Origin of the sequence: Prevotella sp. AGR2160, assembly GCF_000424185.1 — a bacterium.
GTDB lineage: Bacteria > Bacteroidota > Bacteroidia > Bacteroidales > Bacteroidaceae > Prevotella.
This window is the reverse complement of sequence record NZ_AUJK01000004.1, coordinates 169,844-186,867: the sequence shown is the minus strand read 5'-3', so window position 1 is coordinate 186,867 and position 17,024 is coordinate 169,844. Positions and strand designations below refer to the sequence as shown.

13 protein-coding genes and 5 tRNA genes are annotated in these 17,024 nt (G+C 52.6%); all 18 read left to right on the top strand.

Features of this window, described 5'->3' with window-relative positions:
- The first annotated feature begins 68 nt into the window (after positions 1–68).
- The 18 genes from G604_RS0104755 to rpoC all read left to right on the top strand — a co-directional run bounded on the left by G604_RS0104755 (position 69) and on the right by rpoC (position 16,966).
- Entirely contained in the window at positions 69–1,865 is a 1,797-nt protein-coding gene (locus G604_RS0104755) for an aminopeptidase P family protein (protein WP_028909555.1), read from the top strand.
- A gap of 298 nt (positions 1,866–2,163) precedes the next feature.
- Positions 2,164–2,355: a 30S ribosomal protein S21 gene (rpsU, locus tag G604_RS0104750; RefSeq protein ID WP_028909554.1), complete on the top strand. Its 192-nt coding sequence runs from the start codon at positions 2,164–2,166 to the stop codon at positions 2,353–2,355.
- Positions 2,356–2,448: 93 nt separating this feature from the next.
- Positions 2,449–3,330, top strand: coding sequence for a tyrosine-type recombinase/integrase (locus G604_RS0104745; RefSeq protein WP_028909553.1), 882 nt, complete (start codon positions 2,449–2,451; stop codon positions 3,328–3,330).
- A gap of 26 nt (positions 3,331–3,356) precedes the next feature.
- Positions 3,357–3,656, top strand: a complete 300-nt coding sequence (hpf, locus tag G604_RS0104740) for a ribosome hibernation-promoting factor, HPF/YfiA family (protein WP_028909552.1) — start codon at positions 3,357–3,359, stop codon at positions 3,654–3,656.
- Positions 3,657–3,760: 104 nt separating this feature from the next.
- Positions 3,761–3,834, top strand: a tRNA-Thr gene (locus G604_RS0104735).
- Positions 3,835–3,924: 90 nt separating this feature from the next.
- Positions 3,925–4,009, top strand: a tRNA-Tyr gene (locus G604_RS0104730).
- A gap of 17 nt (positions 4,010–4,026) precedes the next feature.
- Positions 4,027–4,099, top strand: a tRNA-Gly gene (locus G604_RS0104725).
- A gap of 13 nt (positions 4,100–4,112) precedes the next feature.
- A tRNA-Thr gene (locus G604_RS0104720) sits at positions 4,113–4,187 on the top strand.
- Between the two features lie 96 nt (positions 4,188–4,283).
- Positions 4,284–5,504: an elongation factor Tu gene (gene tuf, locus G604_RS0104715; protein ID WP_028909551.1), complete on the top strand. Its 1,221-nt coding sequence runs from the start codon at positions 4,284–4,286 to the stop codon at positions 5,502–5,504.
- A gap of 54 nt (positions 5,505–5,558) precedes the next feature.
- Positions 5,559–5,631: transfer RNA gene (locus G604_RS0104710), tRNA-Trp, on the top strand.
- A 15-nt stretch (positions 5,632–5,646) separates the two neighbouring features.
- A complete protein-coding gene (gene secE / locus G604_RS13560) occupies positions 5,647–5,847 on the top strand; it encodes a preprotein translocase subunit SecE (RefSeq protein WP_036904594.1) in 201 nt (66 codons plus the stop codon).
- 11 nt (positions 5,848–5,858) lie between these two features.
- The gene (nusG, locus tag G604_RS0104705; protein ID WP_028909550.1) at positions 5,859–6,410 is read left to right on the top strand and encodes a transcription termination/antitermination protein NusG; all 552 of its coding nucleotides are present in this window, start codon (positions 5,859–5,861) and stop codon (positions 6,408–6,410) included.
- Between the two features lie 94 nt (positions 6,411–6,504).
- A complete protein-coding gene (gene rplK, locus G604_RS0104700) occupies positions 6,505–6,945 on the top strand; it encodes a 50S ribosomal protein L11 (RefSeq protein WP_028909549.1) in 441 nt (146 codons plus the stop codon).
- A 20-nt stretch (positions 6,946–6,965) separates the two neighbouring features.
- Complete coding sequence (rplA, locus tag G604_RS0104695) at positions 6,966–7,664, top strand: 50S ribosomal protein L1 (RefSeq protein WP_028909548.1); 699 nt, start codon at positions 6,966–6,968, stop codon at positions 7,662–7,664.
- Positions 7,665–7,676: 12 nt separating this feature from the next.
- Positions 7,677–8,195: a 50S ribosomal protein L10 gene (gene rplJ, locus G604_RS0104690; RefSeq protein ID WP_028909547.1), complete on the top strand. Its 519-nt coding sequence runs from the start codon at positions 7,677–7,679 to the stop codon at positions 8,193–8,195.
- Positions 8,196–8,249: 54 nt separating this feature from the next.
- Positions 8,250–8,627: a 50S ribosomal protein L7/L12 gene (rplL, locus tag G604_RS0104685; RefSeq protein WP_028909546.1), complete on the top strand. Its 378-nt coding sequence runs from the start codon at positions 8,250–8,252 to the stop codon at positions 8,625–8,627.
- 142 nt (positions 8,628–8,769) lie between these two features.
- A complete protein-coding gene (rpoB, locus tag G604_RS0104680; protein ID WP_028909545.1) occupies positions 8,770–12,579 on the top strand; it encodes a DNA-directed RNA polymerase subunit beta in 3,810 nt (1,269 codons plus the stop codon).
- A gap of 31 nt (positions 12,580–12,610) precedes the next feature.
- The gene (gene rpoC, locus G604_RS0104675) at positions 12,611–16,966 is read left to right on the top strand and encodes a DNA-directed RNA polymerase subunit beta' (protein ID WP_028909544.1); all 4,356 of its coding nucleotides are present in this window, start codon (positions 12,611–12,613) and stop codon (positions 16,964–16,966) included.
- Positions 16,967–17,024: the final 58 nt, after the last annotated feature.

The following is a 17,024-nucleotide window of genomic DNA, read 5'->3' as shown; positions in this document are numbered from 1 at the left end:
GCTGAGGTCCGATTTGCTTGTTTCATTTTTATTGATTACTTTCGTTTCGAAAATAAAGCGAATAGCAGATGAAAGAGATACAAGAAAGACTTGAAAAGTTACGTGAGGTGATGCGTCGTGAAGGTCTCTTTGCCTTTATCTTCCCGAGTACGGACCCGCATCGGAGTGAGTATGTCGCCGACCGTTGGAAGGGCCGTGAGTGGATCAGTGGTTTCGATGGCAGTGCCGGTACGGCTGTCGTGACCCTTCACCATGCCGCCGTGTGGACAGACTCCCGCTATTTCCTCGCTGCCGCTGAGGAGTTGAAGGATACGGAATATGAGTTGATGAAGCTGAAGGTTGTCGGCACGCCGACGATTGCGGAGTGGCTTGGCCGGATGGCTCAAGAGGAGAATGCGGGCACGGAGGTTGCTATCGACGGCCGTTGTGCTTCGGAGCGTCTTGTGGAAGGACTGACGAAAGACCTGCGCGCCCATGGCGGTCTGACCCTTCGGTTGAACCTCGATCCTTTGGAACAGATCTGGACGGATCGTCCTGCCGTACCCCGTGAACCAGTATCCATTCATCCATTGCGATATGCTGGTGAAAGCACGGCTGATAAGCTCCGGCGTATCCGCCAGGCCCTTCGTGAGCAACATTGTGACGGTATGCTGATGTCGGCTCTCGATGATATCGCATGGACGTTGAATCTCCGTGGGCATGATGTCCATTGCAATCCTGTCTTCATCGCTTATCTCATCGTTGAACCTGATTCTACCACCTTATTTATATATAAGGACAAGATCACGGAGGAAGTGAGTCGATATCTGAAGGAGCAGCAGATCACGGTACGAGATTATGATGCGGTAGGTGATTATCTTCGGAAAGATTACTTTCATTATAATATTCTTATGGATCCGGATGAGACCAACAGCTATCTCGTTGCTGCCACGAGGAAGGGCAGGGCAGAAGTAGAACTGTTGCCGTCTCCCGTCCCGGCAATGAAGGCCGTGAAAAATGCCACGGAGATAGAAGGCTATCATCAGGCCATGCTCCGTGATGGTGTTGCCATGGTACAATTCCTCCGTTGGCTCCGTCCCGCTGTCGCCAAAGGAGATCAGACCGAGCTGTCCGTGAGTCGGAAACTTGATAGTCTTCGTGCCCGTCAGGATCTGTATCAGGATATCTCTTTCGATACCATTGCCGGCTATGCTGCCCATGGCGCGATTGTCCATTATGAGCCGACGGAGGAGAGTGATGTTGCTCTGAAACCGAAAGGCTTTCTGCTCCTTGACAGTGGCGCGCAGTATCTTGACGGAACAACGGATATCACGAGAACGATACCCCTTGGACCATTGACCGATGAGGAGCGCCGTGTCTATACCTATGTATTAAAGGCACATATCCAACTCGAACTTGCCGTCTTCCCCGACGGAGCCTGTGGTACGCAGATTGATGCCCTTGCCCGTGAGCCGCTGTGGCGTGTGGGACTGAACTTCCTCCATGGAACGGGCCATGGTGTCGGCAGTTATCTTAATGTTCATGAAGGTCCTCATCAGATCCGTATGGAATATATGCCCGCTCCGCTCCATGCCGGTATGACCGTCACTGACGAGCCCGGTATCTATGTCGACGGACAGTTCGGCGTGCGTATAGAGAACACGTTGCTCATCGTCCCCGATAAGACGACGGCCTTCGGCAGTTTCCTGAAGATGGAACCGCTGACGCTCTGTCCCATCGATACAGAGCCTGTTATCCTCACTTTGCTCACGGAGGAGGAGCGGATGTGGCTCAACGCTTATCATCGACTGGTCCTTGAGGTGCTGGCGCCATACGTGGAGGGAGAAGATCTGCAGTGGCTGAAGACTGCGACGAGGGAGATCTGAACGGCGTCTGGTGCTTCCTTGCGCTTGCAAAGCGCAAGCACATGACGGCAAGCCGTGATGAGCGGCGGCCTGCCGCTAGGACGGCCACAAGGGCCGCCCCTACGAGTGGAGACGGGGAAATTTGCTCAAAAAAGATAAAAAACGGCGTAAAAAGTTGGTAGTTTGACAAATAAGTCGTAATTTTGCAACCCAAATCGGAGTGTGCCCATACGTGAGCGGTCTCACTGATCGTGATAAACCCACAAAAAGGAAGACTCCGAGGAATGTTTAACAATTAAAAAATAAAAAACAAAAAGCAATGATTATTGTACCTGTAAAAGATGGTGAGAACATCGAGAGAGCTCTCAAGAAGTTCAAGAGAAAATTCGAGAAGACTGGTGTCGTGAAGGAGCTTCGCGCTCGTCAGCAGTTCGACAAGCCGTCTGTCAAGAAGCGTCTCAAGATGGAGCATGCTGTCTATGTACAGAAGCTGCGCGCTGAGGAAGAGTAAAAAAACTCGTTAAAAATTTGGTAGTTCCAAATAATTTCCGTATTTTCGTACCCGAAAACAAGTAGTACAGTTTAAAACCTTTCGGTACGCATGATGCAGACAGACGATTTTCTGAAGTATCTTCAGTATGAGCGGAACCGCAGTCCGAGAACGATCACGTCCTATGGAGATGCCCTTCACGCCTTTGAGAAGTATTTCCGGAATCTCGATGCCGGGCTTACCTGGGAAACGGTAGACAGCGATATCATCCGCGACTGGATGGAGAGTCTGATGGATGGCGGCATGAAAGCCTCGTCGGTCAACCAACGAATGAGTGCCGTGCGGTCCTTCTATCGTTACGCGTTATCACATGGCTTGGTGGAGCATGATCCCTCCTATGCCGTGAAAGGCCCAAAGAAACAGCGTCCGCTACCACAGTTCTTAAAAGAGAACGAGATGGACCGTCTTCTCAATCCAAAGATGTGGGGAGACAGTTATCAGGATCTGTTGGAGCGTACGATCATCATGACGTTCTACGAGACGGGGATCCGCCGCAGTGAGTTGCTCTCGCTGACCTTGGAGCGGGTGGACTTCAATCATCATGCGTTGAAGATCCACGGCAAGCGCGACAAGGAACGTATCATTCCGATGGGAGAAGAACTGGAGGCTCAGCTTTCCCGCTATGTGACGGAGAGAGACAAACTGGAAGAGCACAGCTCGGACAGTTTCTTTCTTACTTCAAAAGGACGCCCGGTATCCAGTCCGGAAGTCTATATCTGGGTAAAGAAAAATCTCTCGAAGGTATGCACGCTGAAGAAGCGCTCGCCGCATGTATTGCGACATACGTTTGCCACAGCGATGCTGAATCACAATGCGGACCTGGAAAGTGTAAAGCAGCTGTTGGGGCATGTATCCCTGTCAACGACGGAGATCTACACGCATACAACCTTTGAGCAGCTGAAACGTGAATACATTGAAGCCCATCCAAGGGCATAACCTTTAAACTAAAACAGGAGGTCATTATGGAAATTATGATCAAGTCGATTCATTTCGACGCTACCGAGCAGTTACAGGCGTTCATCGAGAAGAAAGTCGCCAAGTTGGAGAAAACTTACGAAGATATTCAGAAAGTAGAGGTGCAACTGAAGGTCGTCAAGCCTGCCACCGTCCAGAATAAGGAGGTGGACCTGAACGTGAGTGTTCCGGGTCAGGTGCTCCACGCAGAGAAAGTGTGCAACTCCTTTGAGGAGGCCACAGATCTGAGTGTGGACACGATGCGGGTACAGCTGACCAAATACAAAGAAAAATTGCGTAACAGATAAAAAAAACGCCTAAAAGTTTTGGCGTTTCAAAAAATAGTCGTATCTTTGCAGCCGTTTTACGACAAGTCCTCGAAACGATGGTCTGTAAAGGGCTGTGAGGATACGCCTCTTTAGCTCAGTTGGCCAGAGCACGTGATTTGTAATCTCGGGGTCGTTGGTTCGAATCCGACAAGAGGCTCGTCTGAGCATGGAGTTGAGAGATAGGAGTGAGGAGTTCTCCATCTCGTCCATCAACTTCTATCTCCTAACTGATAACTCCTAATTATATGGGTGGTTTCCAGAGTGGCCAAATGGGGCAGACTGTAAATCTGCTGCTTCTAGCTTCGGTGGTTCGAATCCATCACCACCCACCACTTCAATAAGAAGTCCTGCGGAAATAGCTCAGTTGATAGAGCACTAGCCTTCCAAGCTGGGGGTCGCGGGTTTGAGCCCCGTTTTCCGCTCAAAAGTTCTTATGCTGTAATAGCTCAGTGGTAGAGCACTTCCTTGGTAAGGAAGAGGTCCTGAGTTCAACTCTCAGTTACAGCTCCATTCTCGGTCAGGACATTCATGGTTCGGACAGGATAGGAAAACAAGACTTAAACAAAACGTTAGATTATTCATTTATATAAATAAAAAAACAAAGCTATGGCTAAGGAAGAATTCGTACGTACCAAACCGCACGTAAATATTGGTACAATCGGTCACGTAGACCACGGTAAGACTACTCTGACAGCTGCCATCTCCAAGGTGCTCCACGATGAGGGCTTCGGTAAGGAAGATGTCAAGTCTTTCGATCAGATTGATAATGCTCCTGAGGAGAAAGAGCGTGGTATTACCATTAACTCCGCTCATATCGAGTATGAGACCGCTAAGCGTCACTACGCTCACGTCGACTGCCCGGGACACGCCGATTATGTGAAGAACATGGTAACTGGTGCTGCTCAGATGGATGGTGCCATCCTGGTAGTTGCTGCTACTGATGGTCCTATGCCTCAGACACGTGAGCACGTCCTTCTGGCTCGTCAGGTCAACGTTCCCCGTCTGGTCGTATTCCTGAACAAGTGCGATATGGTCGACGATGAGGAGATGCTCGAACTCGTTGAGATGGAGGTTCGTGAGATCCTCGAGCAGTACGGCTATGAGGAGGATACTCCTATCATCCGCGGTTCTGCTCTCGGTGCCCTGAATGGCGTTGAGAAGTGGGTTGACTCTGTTAAGAAGCTCATGGACACTGTCGATGAGTGGATCCAGGAGCCTGTCCGTGAGGTTGATAAGCCGTTCTTGATGCCTGTAGAGGATGTCTTCTCTATCACTGGTCGTGGTACTGTTGCTACTGGTCGTATCGAGACTGGTAAGTGCAAGGTCGGTGATGAGGTTCAGCTCCTCGGTCTTGGTGAGGACAAGAAGTCTACCATCACTGGTGTTGAGATGTTCCGTAAGACCCTGGCTGAGGGTGAGGCTGGTGATAACGTCGGTCTGCTCCTCCGTGGTATCGATAAGGACGAAGTTAAGCGTGGTATGGTAGTTGTCCATCCGGGTGCTATCACTCCTCACGATCACTTCAAGGCTTCCATCTACGTTTTGAAGAAGGAAGAGGGTGGCCGTCACACTCCGTTCGGTAACAAGTATCGTCCTCAGTTCTATCTCCGTACGATGGACTGCACGGGTGAGATCAAACTCCCCGAGGGTGTTGAGATGGTAATGCCTGGTGATAACGTAGAGATCGAGGTTAACCTGATCTACCGCGTCGCTCTGAACGTCGGTCTGCGTTTCGCTATCCGTGAAGGTGGCCGTACCGTTGGTTCTGGCCAGATCACTGAGATCCTTGAGGACCTCCCCGAGGGTTGGCAGCAGGAGAAGAAGTAATATTCTATCCGATATAATAAAAGTCTCCGCGTCTGCGGATGCGGAGACTTATTTACGGGTTTAGCTCAGTTGGTAGAGCACTGGTCTCCAAAACCAGGTGTCGGGAGTTCGAGCCTTCCAACCCGTGCTAATTAAAGAAGTAATGAATCAATTTATCCACAAGGCAATCAATTATTGCAAGGCATGTTATGATGAGCTTGCGCATAAGACGACATGGCCGTCGGCAGGAGAACTGACGCACAGTGCTATGGTTGTCCTTTCTGCGTCTCTTGTCATCGCATTGATTGTGTTCGCAATGGACTCTTTGTTTAGTTGGATCATGGGTGTTATTTATCCCGGTTAAAGGTGAAGAAAATGGCTGAGACAAATAATTACAAATGGTACGTGATGAAGGCCGTCAGCGGCAAGGAGATGAAAGTAAAGGAGTACATTGAAGCTGAGATGAAGCACAATGAGCTCCTTTCGCGTCATGTCTCCCAGATTCTCATTCCTATGGAGAAGCATGCCGTGATGCATGGCAATAAACGAGTGATCAAGGAGAAGGTTGCTCTTCCCGGATATGTCTTTGTAGAGGCTAACCTCGGTAACGGCGATATTGCTTCGAAGTTACGCTTCATGCCTAATGTGCTGGGATTCTTAGGAGGTCTTGTTGATCCTACACCCGTTCCGCAGAGCGAGATTAATCGTATGCTCGGACAGGCTACGGAATCTGAGATTGATGAGACCGTTGAGATTCCTTATGTTGTTGATGAAACGGTGAAAGTTACGGATGGTCCGTTCAGCGGATTTACCGGTGTCATCGAGGACGTCAATGAAGAGAAGCACAAGTTGAAGGTGATGGTCAAGATCTTTGGCCGCAAGACCCCGCTGGAGCTCAATTATAATCAAGTAGAAAAAGAAGGATAATTCTTATATGTTACGGTAAGTTTATCCGCAATATGGTTGTAGAGGCTTCCACTCTTACGACTTATATTCACAACAATTCAATTATTCACAAACAATGGCAAAAGAAGTTGCTGGATTAATCAAGTTACAGATTAAGGGAGGCGCTGCGAATCCTTCACCACCCGTTGGTCCTGCTTTGGGTTCCAAGGGTATCAATATCATGGGATTCTGCAAAGCATTCAATGCCCGTACCCAGGATAAGGCAGGTAAGGTATTACCGGTCGTTATCACTTACTACACTGATAAGTCCTTTGATTTCGTCATCAAGACTCCGCCTGCAGCCGTACAGCTGAAGGAGGCCGCCAAGGTTAAGAGTGGTTCCGGTCAGCCCAACCGTCAGAAGGTTGCTTCTGTCACGTGGGATCAGATCAAGGTTATCGCAGAAGATAAGCTGAAGGATCTGAACTGCTTCACTGTTGAGTCTGCGATGCGTCTGATCGCTGGTACTGCACGTAGTATGGGTATTACCGTCAAAGGGGACTTCCCTGAAAAATAATTTTAACTTCAATTAGAAAAATGAGTAAACTGACAAAAAATCAAAAATCAGTAGCTGATAAGGTTGAAGCAGGGAAGGCATACACATTGAAGGAGGCATCTGAGCTCGTTAAGGAGATTACCACGACGAAGTTCGACGCATCTCTGGATATTGATGTACGCTTAGGCGTGGATCCTCGTAAGGCAAACCAGATGGTCCGTGGCGTTGTGTCACTGCCTAATGGTACCGGTAAGGTAACACGTGTCCTCGCTCTCTGCACACCCGATCAGGAAGAGGCTGCGAAGGCCGCTGGCGCTGATTATGTTGGTCTCGATGAATATATCGACAAGATCAAGGGTGGTTGGACGGATGTTGACGTCATCATCACCATGCCCTCTTGCATGGGTAAAGTAGGTCCTCTGGGTCGTGTTCTCGGTCCCCGTGGTTTGATGCCTAACCCAAAGAGTGGTACTGTCACTATGGATGTAGCAAAAGCAGTCAAGGAAGTCAAGCAGGGTAAGATTGACTTCAAGGTTGACAAGGCCGGCATTATCCACACCTCTATCGGCAAGATCTCTATGACTGCCGATCAGATCTATGGTAATGCGAAGGAGTTTATCTCCACGGTCATCAAGCTGAAGCCCGCTGCTGCTAAGGGTACGTATATCAAGAGTATCTTCCTTTCTAGCACTATGAGTAAGGGTATCAAGATTGATCCTAAATCAGTTGAATCACTCTAAAAGTAAAGTACAATGAAGAAAGAAGTAAAAGATACTATTATCGCCGATCTTGGCAAGAAGCTGTCTGAGTATCCTCATTTCTATCTCGTCGATGTGACGGGTCTGGATGCAGAGAAGACTTCCGACCTTCGTCGTAAGTGCTTCAAGAATGAGATCAAGATGGTCGTTGTGAAGAACACGCTTCTTCACAAGGCTTTTGAGGCTTCTGATGTTGACTTCACTCCTGTTTATGAGTCTCTGAAGGGTACTACCGCCGTGATGTTCACTTCTACGGCAAATGTCCCGGCAAAGATGCTGAAGGAGTACAAGAAGGAAGGCATCCCCGCTCTGAAGGCTGCTTATGCAGAAGAGAGTTTCTACGTAGGCGCTGACAAGTTGGACGAGCTGGCAGCATTGAAGAGCAAGAACGAGGTTATCGCCGAGATCGTTGCCCTGCTGCAGTCTCCCGCACAGAACGTTGTATCTGCCCTCCAGTCTGGTGGTCAGACCATCCATGGTGTGCTTAAGACCCTGGGTGAGCGTGCTGAGTAATCAAACAATTAAGCATTCATACAAAAGTATAAACAAATTAAATTAAGAATAAAAATGGCAGACGTTAAAGCTATTGCAGAAGAGTTAGTAAATCTTACTGTAAAGGAAGTAAATGAGTTGGCACAGGTCCTGAAGGACGAGTATGGTATTGAGCCCGCAGCAGCCGCTGTTGCAGTTGCAGCAGGTCCCGCAGCTGGTGGTGCAGCAGCCGCAGAGGAGAAGACATCTTTCGATGTTGTCCTCGCTGAGGTTGGCGCAAGCAAGCTGAAGGTCGTCAAGGCTGTCAAGGAGGCTTGTGGTCTTGGTCTGAAAGAGGCTAAGGATCTCGTAGACGCTGCTCCTTCTACGCTGAAGGAGGGTGTTGCCAAGGACGAGGCTGAGAACCTGAAGAAGGCTATCGAGGCTGAGGGTGCTAAGGTTGAGCTGAAGTAATCCTGAGATTACCATCTTCCGCACAGCCAAGGGGGTGAGGCTCATGAGTCCATCCCCCTGCTAAAACTCAAAAATATTTGGTTAGGATTTACCCAGTCGGTAAGTCCTAACCTTTTTGTGTCTTTTTATTCATCATTATTCAATGACAAAAGTTATCAACAACAGAATCAACTTCGCCAGCGTGCACAATCCGTATCCCTATCCGGATTTCCTTGACGTTCAGTTGAAGTCATTCAAGGATTTCCTGCAGTTGGATACCCCTCCCGAGGAGCGCAAGAACGATGGTCTGTACAAGGTGTTTTCGGAGAACTTCCCGATCACGGACACCCGTAACAACTTCGTGCTGGAATTCCTCGACTACTATATCGATCCGCCCCGTTACTCCATCGATGAGTGCTTGGAGCGTGGCCTGACCTATTCGGTGCCTTTGAAGGCGAAGATGAAGCTCTATTGCACCGATCCCGATCATGAGGACTTCGGCACGTTCATTCAGGATGTCTTCCTGGGTACGATTCCTTACATGACGGCCAATGGTACTTTTGTCATCAATGGCGCCGAGCGTGTCGTCGTAGCCCAGTTGCACCGTTCTCCGGGCGTGTTCTTCGGTCAGGGTGTTCATGCCAATGGTACCGTACTCTATTCAGCTCGTATCATCCCCTTCAAGGGTAGTTGGATAGAGTTCGCTACTGACATCAATAATGTCATGTACGCCTACATCGACCGTAAGAAGAAGTTACCCGTCACTACGATGCTTCGTGCCATCGGTTACGAGACAGATAAGGACATCCTTCAGATCTTCGACCTCGCTGAGGAGGTGAAGGTCAACAAGAAGAACCTCCACGACGCCATCGGCCGCAAGCTCGCTGCCCGTGTCCTGAAGAGCTGGAATGAGGACTTCGTCGATGAGGATACCGGTGAGGTTGTATCCATCGAGCGTAACGAGGTCATCATGGAGCGTGAGACGGAGCTGACGGAGGAAAACATCGAGGACATCCTCGACTCCGGCGCTCAGACGATCCTGCTCCACAAGGATGAGGAGGCTGCCAACAAGTATGCCATCATCTTCAACACGTTGGCCAAGGACCCGAGCAACAGTGAGAAAGAGGCTGTCAACTATATTTACCGTCAGCTGCGCAACGCAGACCCTGCTGATGATGCCAGTGCTCATGAGGTGTTCCAGAACCTCTTCTTCTCCGACAAGCGTTATGACCTCGGAGAAGTCGGCCGTTACCGTATCAACAAGAAGCTCGGTCTCGACATCGACATGGATACGCGTGTGCTGACGAAGGAGGATATCATCGCCATCATCAAGTATCTCATCCAGCTCATCAACAGCAATGCCACGGTGGATGATATCGACCACCTGAGCAACCGTCGTGTACGTACCGTCGGTGAGCAGCTGGCCAACCAGTTCTCCATCGGTCTGGCCCGTATGAGCCGTACCATCCGTGAGCGTATGAATGTCCGCGACAATGAGGTCTTCACGCCGACGGACCTGATCAACGCCAAGACGATCTCCTCGGTCATCAACTCCTTCTTCGGTACTAACCCGTTGAGTCAGTTTATGGATCAGACGAACCCGCTGGCCGAGGTCACCCACAAGCGTCGTCTCTCCGCCCTCGGTCCTGGCGGTCTGAGTCGTGAGCGTGCCGGTTTCGAGGTCCGTGATGTCCACTATACCCATTACGGCCGTCTCTGTCCTATTGAGTCGCCTGAAGGTCCTAACATCGGTCTGATCTCCTCACTGTGCGTCTTCGCCACCATCAACGAGCTCGGATTCATCGAGACTCCTTACCGTGTCGTGAAGGATGGTAAGGTCGATATGAACAACGACGATGTCGTCTACCTCACCGCCGAGGCAGAGGAGGACAAGCTCATCGCCCAGGGTAATGCCCCGCTGACCGAGGATGGCGACTTCATCAAGGATACCGTCCACTGCCGTGAGGATGCCGACTTCCCTGTTGTCACACCGGATCAGGTGGACTACATGGATGTCTCTCCGCAGCAGATTGCCTCTGTCAGTGCCTGTCTCATTCCTTTCTTGGAGCATGATGATGGTCACCGTGCCCTGATGGGTTGTAACATGATGCGCCAGGCCGTACCTCTGCTTCATAATGACGCGCCGATCGTCGGCACAGGCCTTGAGAAGCAGGTCTGTGAGGACTCCCGAACGATGATCACCGCCGAAGGTCCCGGTGTCATCGAGTATGTCGACGCCACGACCATTCGAATTCTTTATGACCGTACGGAAGAGGAGGAGTTTGTCTCCTTCGAGCCGGCACTGAAGGAATACCGCATTCCGAAGTTCCGCCGTACGAACCAGAATATGACTATCGACCTGCGCCCGATCTGCAATAAGGGTCAGCGCGTGAAGAAGGGCGATATCCTCACCGAGGGCTATGCCACGGAGAATGGTGAGCTCGCCCTGGGCCGTAACCTCCTCGTCGCTTACATTCCTTGGAAGGGTTACAACTATGAGGATGCCGTCGTGATCTCCGAGCGTATGGTCCGTGAGGATATCCTCACCTCCGTACATGTCGATGAGTACTCCCTCGATGTCCGTGAGACGAAGCGTGGCGTAGAGGAGTTCACCGCTGATATCCCCAATGTCTCCGAGGAGGCTACGAAGGATCTCGACGACAACGGCATCATCCGTGTCGGTGCCCGTGTGGAGCCCGGTGACATCATGATCGGTAAGATCAGTCCTAAGGGCGAGAGCGATCCCTCACCTGAGGAGAAGTTGCTGCGCGCCATCTTCGGTGACAAGGCCGGTGACGTGAAGGACTCTTCCCTGAAGGCCAACCCGAGCTTGAGTGGTGTCGTCATCGACAAGAAGCTCTTCGCCCGTGCCGTCAAGACCCGTGAGTCGAAGAAGCAGGATAAGATCACGCTGCAGAAGATCGATGAGGAGTATGAGGCTAAGGACAACGACCTGAAGGATATCCTCGTCGACAAGCTCCTCACGCTCACCGAGGGCAAGACTTGCCAGGGCGTGAAGGACTACAGTGGTGCTGAGATCATCACTAAGGGCTCCAAGTTCACCGTCGCCGCCCTGAAGAACCTCGACTACGAGAGCATTCAGAGCAACGCGTGGACGGACGATGAGCATGCCAACAAGCTCATCCAGAAGCTCATCATGAACTATATCCGCAAGTACAAGCAGCTCGATGCCCAGCTGAAGCGCCGCAAGTTCGCCATCACCATCGGTGATGAGCTGCCGAGTGGCATTCTGCAGATGGCCAAGGTCTACATCGCCAAGAAGCGTAAGATCCAGGTGGGTGATAAGCTCGCCGGTCGCCATGGTAACAAGGGTATCGTCTCCAAGGTTGTCCGTATGGAGGATATGCCGTTCCTCGAGGACGGTCGTCCCGTAGACCTCGTGCTGAACCCGATGGGTGTGCCTTCCCGTATGAACCTCGGACAGATCTTCGAGGCCATCCTCGGTCTCGCCGGCAGCAAGCTCGGCGTTAAGTTCGCTACGCCGATCTTCGATGGTGCCAAGCTCGACGACCTCTCCGAGTGGACCGACAAGGCCGGTCTGCCGCGCCTCTGCTCCACCTATATCTATGATGGTGAGACGGGTGAGAAGTTCGACCAGCCGGCTACGATCGGTATGACCTACTTCCTCAAGCTCGGCCACATGGTGGAGGACAAGATGCACGCCCGTTCCATCGGCCCGTACTCCCTCATCACGCAGCAGCCGCTCGGTGGTAAGGCCCAGTTCGGTGGCCAGCGTTTCGGAGAGATGGAGGTCTGGGCCCTTGAGGGCTTTGGTGCCGCCCATGTCCTTCAGGAGGTGCTGACGATCAAGAGTGATGATGTCACGGGCCGTTCTAAGGCTTACGAGGCCATCGTCAAGGGTGATCCGATGCCTACGCCGGGTATCCCCGAGTCGCTGAACGTGCTGCTCCATGAGCTCCGCGGTCTTGGTCTGAGCATTAAACTGGAATAATAATAAACACTCCTAAAGTACAAGATACAACATGGCTTTTAAGAAAGATACAAAGGTAAAGAACAATTTTACGAAGATTACCATCGGTCTCGCTTCTCCAGAGGAGATCCTGGAAAATTCGTATGGTGAGGTGACAAAGCCGGAAACCATCAACTACCGTACCTACAAGCCGGAGCGTGACGGTCTCTTCTGCGAGCGTATCTTCGGTCCTACGAAGGACTATGAGTGCGCCTGCGGAAAGTACAAGCGCATCCGTTACAAGGGTATCGTCTGCGACCGTTGTGGTGTGGAGGTGACGGAGAAGAAGGTACGTCGTGAGCGTGCCGGACATATCGAGCTCGTCGTCCCCGTGGCTCATATCTGGTATTTCCGTTCTCTGCCGAACAAGATCGGTTATCTTCTCGGTCTGCCGACGAAGAAGCTCGACCAGGTGATCTATTATGAGAAATATATCGTCGTCAAGCCGGGTGCCCTCGAGGGCCGCAAGGATGCCGACGGTATGGAGCTCAACGGCTCCCATAAGCTCGACCTGTTGAGTGAGGAAGAGTATATCGACATCATTGACAACAAGCTCGACGAGAACAACGACCGTCTGGACGACAGCGATCCCAACAAGTTCATCGCCAAGATGGGTGCTGAGGGTATCTACGACCTCCTCTGCGAGCTCTCCGTCGTCGACGAGCACGGCCAGAGCGGCCTTGACAAGCTCTCCTACGAGCTCCGCGACCGCGCCAACAACGACTCCAGCCAGCAGCGCAAGACAGAGGCGCTGAAGCGTCTGCAGGTCGTCGAGGCCTTCCGCAGCTCCAAGGGCGTGAACCGTCCGGAGTGGATGATCATGAAGATCATTCCCGTCATCCCGCCTGAGCTCCGTCCCCTCGTGCCGTTGGATGGTGGCCGTTTCGCCACGTCCGACCTCAATGACCTCTACCGCCGCGTCATCATTCGTAACAACCGTCTGAAGCGCCTCGTAGAGATCAAGGCTCCTGAGGTTATCCTCCGCAACGAGAAGCGTATGCTCCAGGAGGCTGTCGACTCCCTCTTCGACAACAGCCGTAAGTCGTCTGCCGTGAAGAGCGAGAGCAACCGTCCGCTGAAGTCCCTCTCCGACTCCCTGAAGGGTAAGCAGGGCCGCTTCCGTCAGAACCTCCTCGGTAAGCGTGTCGACTATTCCGCTCGTTCCGTCATCGTCGTCGGTCCTGAGCTGAAGATGGGTGAGTGCGGTCTGCCGAAGCTCATGGCTGCCGAGCTCTATAAGCCGTTCATCATCCGCAAGCTCATCGAGCGCGGCATCGTGAAGACGGTGAAGAGTGCCAAGCGTATCGTCGACCGTCGTGAGCCCGTCATCTGGGATATCCTGGAGAATGTCATGAAGGGTCATCCCGTACTGCTGAACCGTGCCCCGACGCTCCACCGTCTCGGTATCCAGGCTTTCCAGCCGAAGATGATCGAGGGAAAGGCTATCCAGCTGCACCCGTTGGCATGTACGGCCTTCAACGCCGACTTCGATGGTGACCAGATGGCTGTCCACCTCCCGCTGAGCAATGAGGCCGTCCTCGAGGCGCAGATCCTCATGCTCGAGAGCCACAACATCCTCAACCCGGCCAACGGCGCTCCTATCACCGTGCCGTCACAGGATATGGTGCTCGGTCTTTACTATATCACGAAATATCGTCCCGGTGCCAAGGGTGAGGGCCTGACCTTCTACGGTCCTGAAGAGGCCATCATCGCCCACAACGAGGGCCGCTGCGATCTCCACGCCATGGTGAAGGTCGTCGTGAAGGACCTCGATGAGAAGGGTCAGTATATCCACCACCTTGTGGAGACCTCTGTCGGTCGTGTCATCGTCAACCAGATCATTCCGGATGAGGTCGGTTACTTCAACGATATCATCTCGAAGAAGACGCTGCGTGGCATCATCGCCGACGTGATCAAGGCCGTTGGTATGGCGCGTGCCTGCTCCTTCCTCGACGGTATCAAGAACTTGGGTTACCACATGTCGTATGTGGCCGGTCTGTCCTTCAACCTTGATGATATCATCGTTCCTGACGAGAAGAAAGAGATCGTCCAGAAGGGCCAGGATGACGTCGACGACATCACGGCAAACTATGATAACGGTTTGATCACCGACAAGGAGCGTTACAACCAGGTTATCGATGCCTGGACGCATGTCAACGCCAATCTGAAGAAGGCCGTCATGAAGCACATGACGGAGGCCGACCAGGGCTTCAACGCCGTCTTCATGATGCTTGACTCCGGTGCCCGTGGTTCTGCCGACCAGATTGCCCAGCTCGCCGGTATGCGTGGTCTGATGGCCAAGCCGCAGAAGGCTGGTGCCGAGGGCGCGCAGATCATTGAGAACCCGATTATCTCCAACTTCAAGGAGGGTATGTCGGTGCAGGAGTACTTCATCGCTTCCCACGGTGCCCGTAAGGGTCTTGCCGATACGGCTATGAAGACGGCCGATGCCGGATACCTGACGCGTCGACTCGTCGATGTCAGCCATGACGTCATCATCACCGAGGAAGACTGTGGTACCCTCCGTGGCCTTGAGTGCCGTGCACTGAAGAATGGTGATGAGGTCATCGCCACCCTTTATGAGCGTATCCTCGGCCGTGTGTCCGTACATGATGTCATCGATCCGCGTACCGGTGAGATCATCGTTAAGGCCGGTGAGGAGATCAACGAGGCCAAGGCCCAGGCCATTGAGGATAGCCCGATCGACATGGTCGAGATCCGCAGTGTGCTGACCTGTGAGAGCAAGCACGGCGTCTGCCGTAAGTGCTACGGCCGCAACCTTGCCACGGCCCGTATGGTCCAGATCGGTGAGGCTGTCGGTGTCATCGCCGCCCAGGCTATTGGTGAGCCGGGTACACAGCTGACGCTCCGTACGTTCCACGCCGGTGGTGTCGCCGGTAACGCTGCCGCCAATGCCGGTATCACGGCGAAGAACGACGCCAAGCTGCAGTTCGACGAGCTCCGTACCGTTCCTTTCGAGGAACAGGATGAGGAGGGCAATACGGTGAAGTGTCAGATGGTCGTCAGCCGTCTGGCCGAGGTCCGTTTCGTCGATCCGAATACCGATATCGTATTGAGTAATATCCAGCTGCCTTACGGCTCCTCCCTGTATTTCAAGGAGGGTGACATGGTGAAGAAGGGCGACCGCATCGCCCGTTGGGACCCGTTCAATGCCGTCATCGTCAGTGAGTATGCCGGTACGCTTCAGTTCCACGATGTCATCGAGGGTGTCACCTACCATGGTGAGACCGATGAGACGACGGGTATGACGGAGCGTATCATCACGGAGTCAAAGGATAAGAGTAAGGTGCCGACCGTCGATGTCATCGGCGACAATGGTGAGATCCTCGGAAGCTACAACTTCCCGGTGGGTGGTCACCTGGCTGTCGAGGACGGCGACAAGATCACGACGGGTACGACACTCGTGAAGATCCCGCGTGCCGTCGGTGGTGCCGGTGATATCACCGGTGGTCTGCCGCGTGTCACGGAGCTCTTCGAGGCCCGCAACCCGTCCAACCCCGCTGTCGTCTCCGAGATCGATGGTGAGGTCACCATGGGTAAGGTCAAGCGTGGTAACCGTGAGATCATCATCACCTCGAAGACCGGCGACCAGAAGAAGTATCTCGTATCGCTGTCGAAGCAGATCCTCGTTCAGGAGCATGATGCCGTGCGTGCCGGTACGCCGCTGTCTGACGGTTCCATCACGCCGAGCGATATCCTGGCCATCAAGGGTCCCACGGCCGTACAGGAATATATCGTCAATGAGGTTCAGGATGTGTACCGTCTGCAGGGTGTGAAGATCAACGACAAGCACTTCGAGATCATCGTCCGTCAGATGATGCGCAAGGTCCGCATCGACGATCCGGGTGACACGACGTTCCTGGAGCAGGAGCTCGTCGACAAGCTCGACTTCGCCGCTGAGAACGACCGTATCTGGGGAAAGAAGGTCGTCACCGATGCCGGTGACTCCGAGAACTTCAAGAAGGGTCAGATCATCACGCTGCGCAAGCTCCGTGACGAGAACTCGAGCCTGAAGCGCCATGACCTCAAGCCCGTCGTTGTCCGCGATGCCATCCCCGCAACGTCTACGCAGATCCTGCAGGGTATCACGCGTGCCGCCCTCGGTACGAAGAGCTTCATGAGTGCCGCCTCCTTCCAGGAGACCACGAAGGTCCTCAACGAGGCTGCCATCCGTGGTAAGACGGACTACCTCGAGGGTATGAAGGAGAACGTGATTTGTGGTCACCTCATCCCCGCCGGTACCGGTCTGCGCCAGTGGCAGAAGATCATCGTCGGCAGCCGTGAGGAGTACGACCGCATGCAGGCAAACAAGAAGAACGTCATCGACTACGCGGAGAAAGAACAGTAATATGTAGGGACATGATTCATCATGTTCCGCCAATATAACAAAAGACAGAGTAACAGAT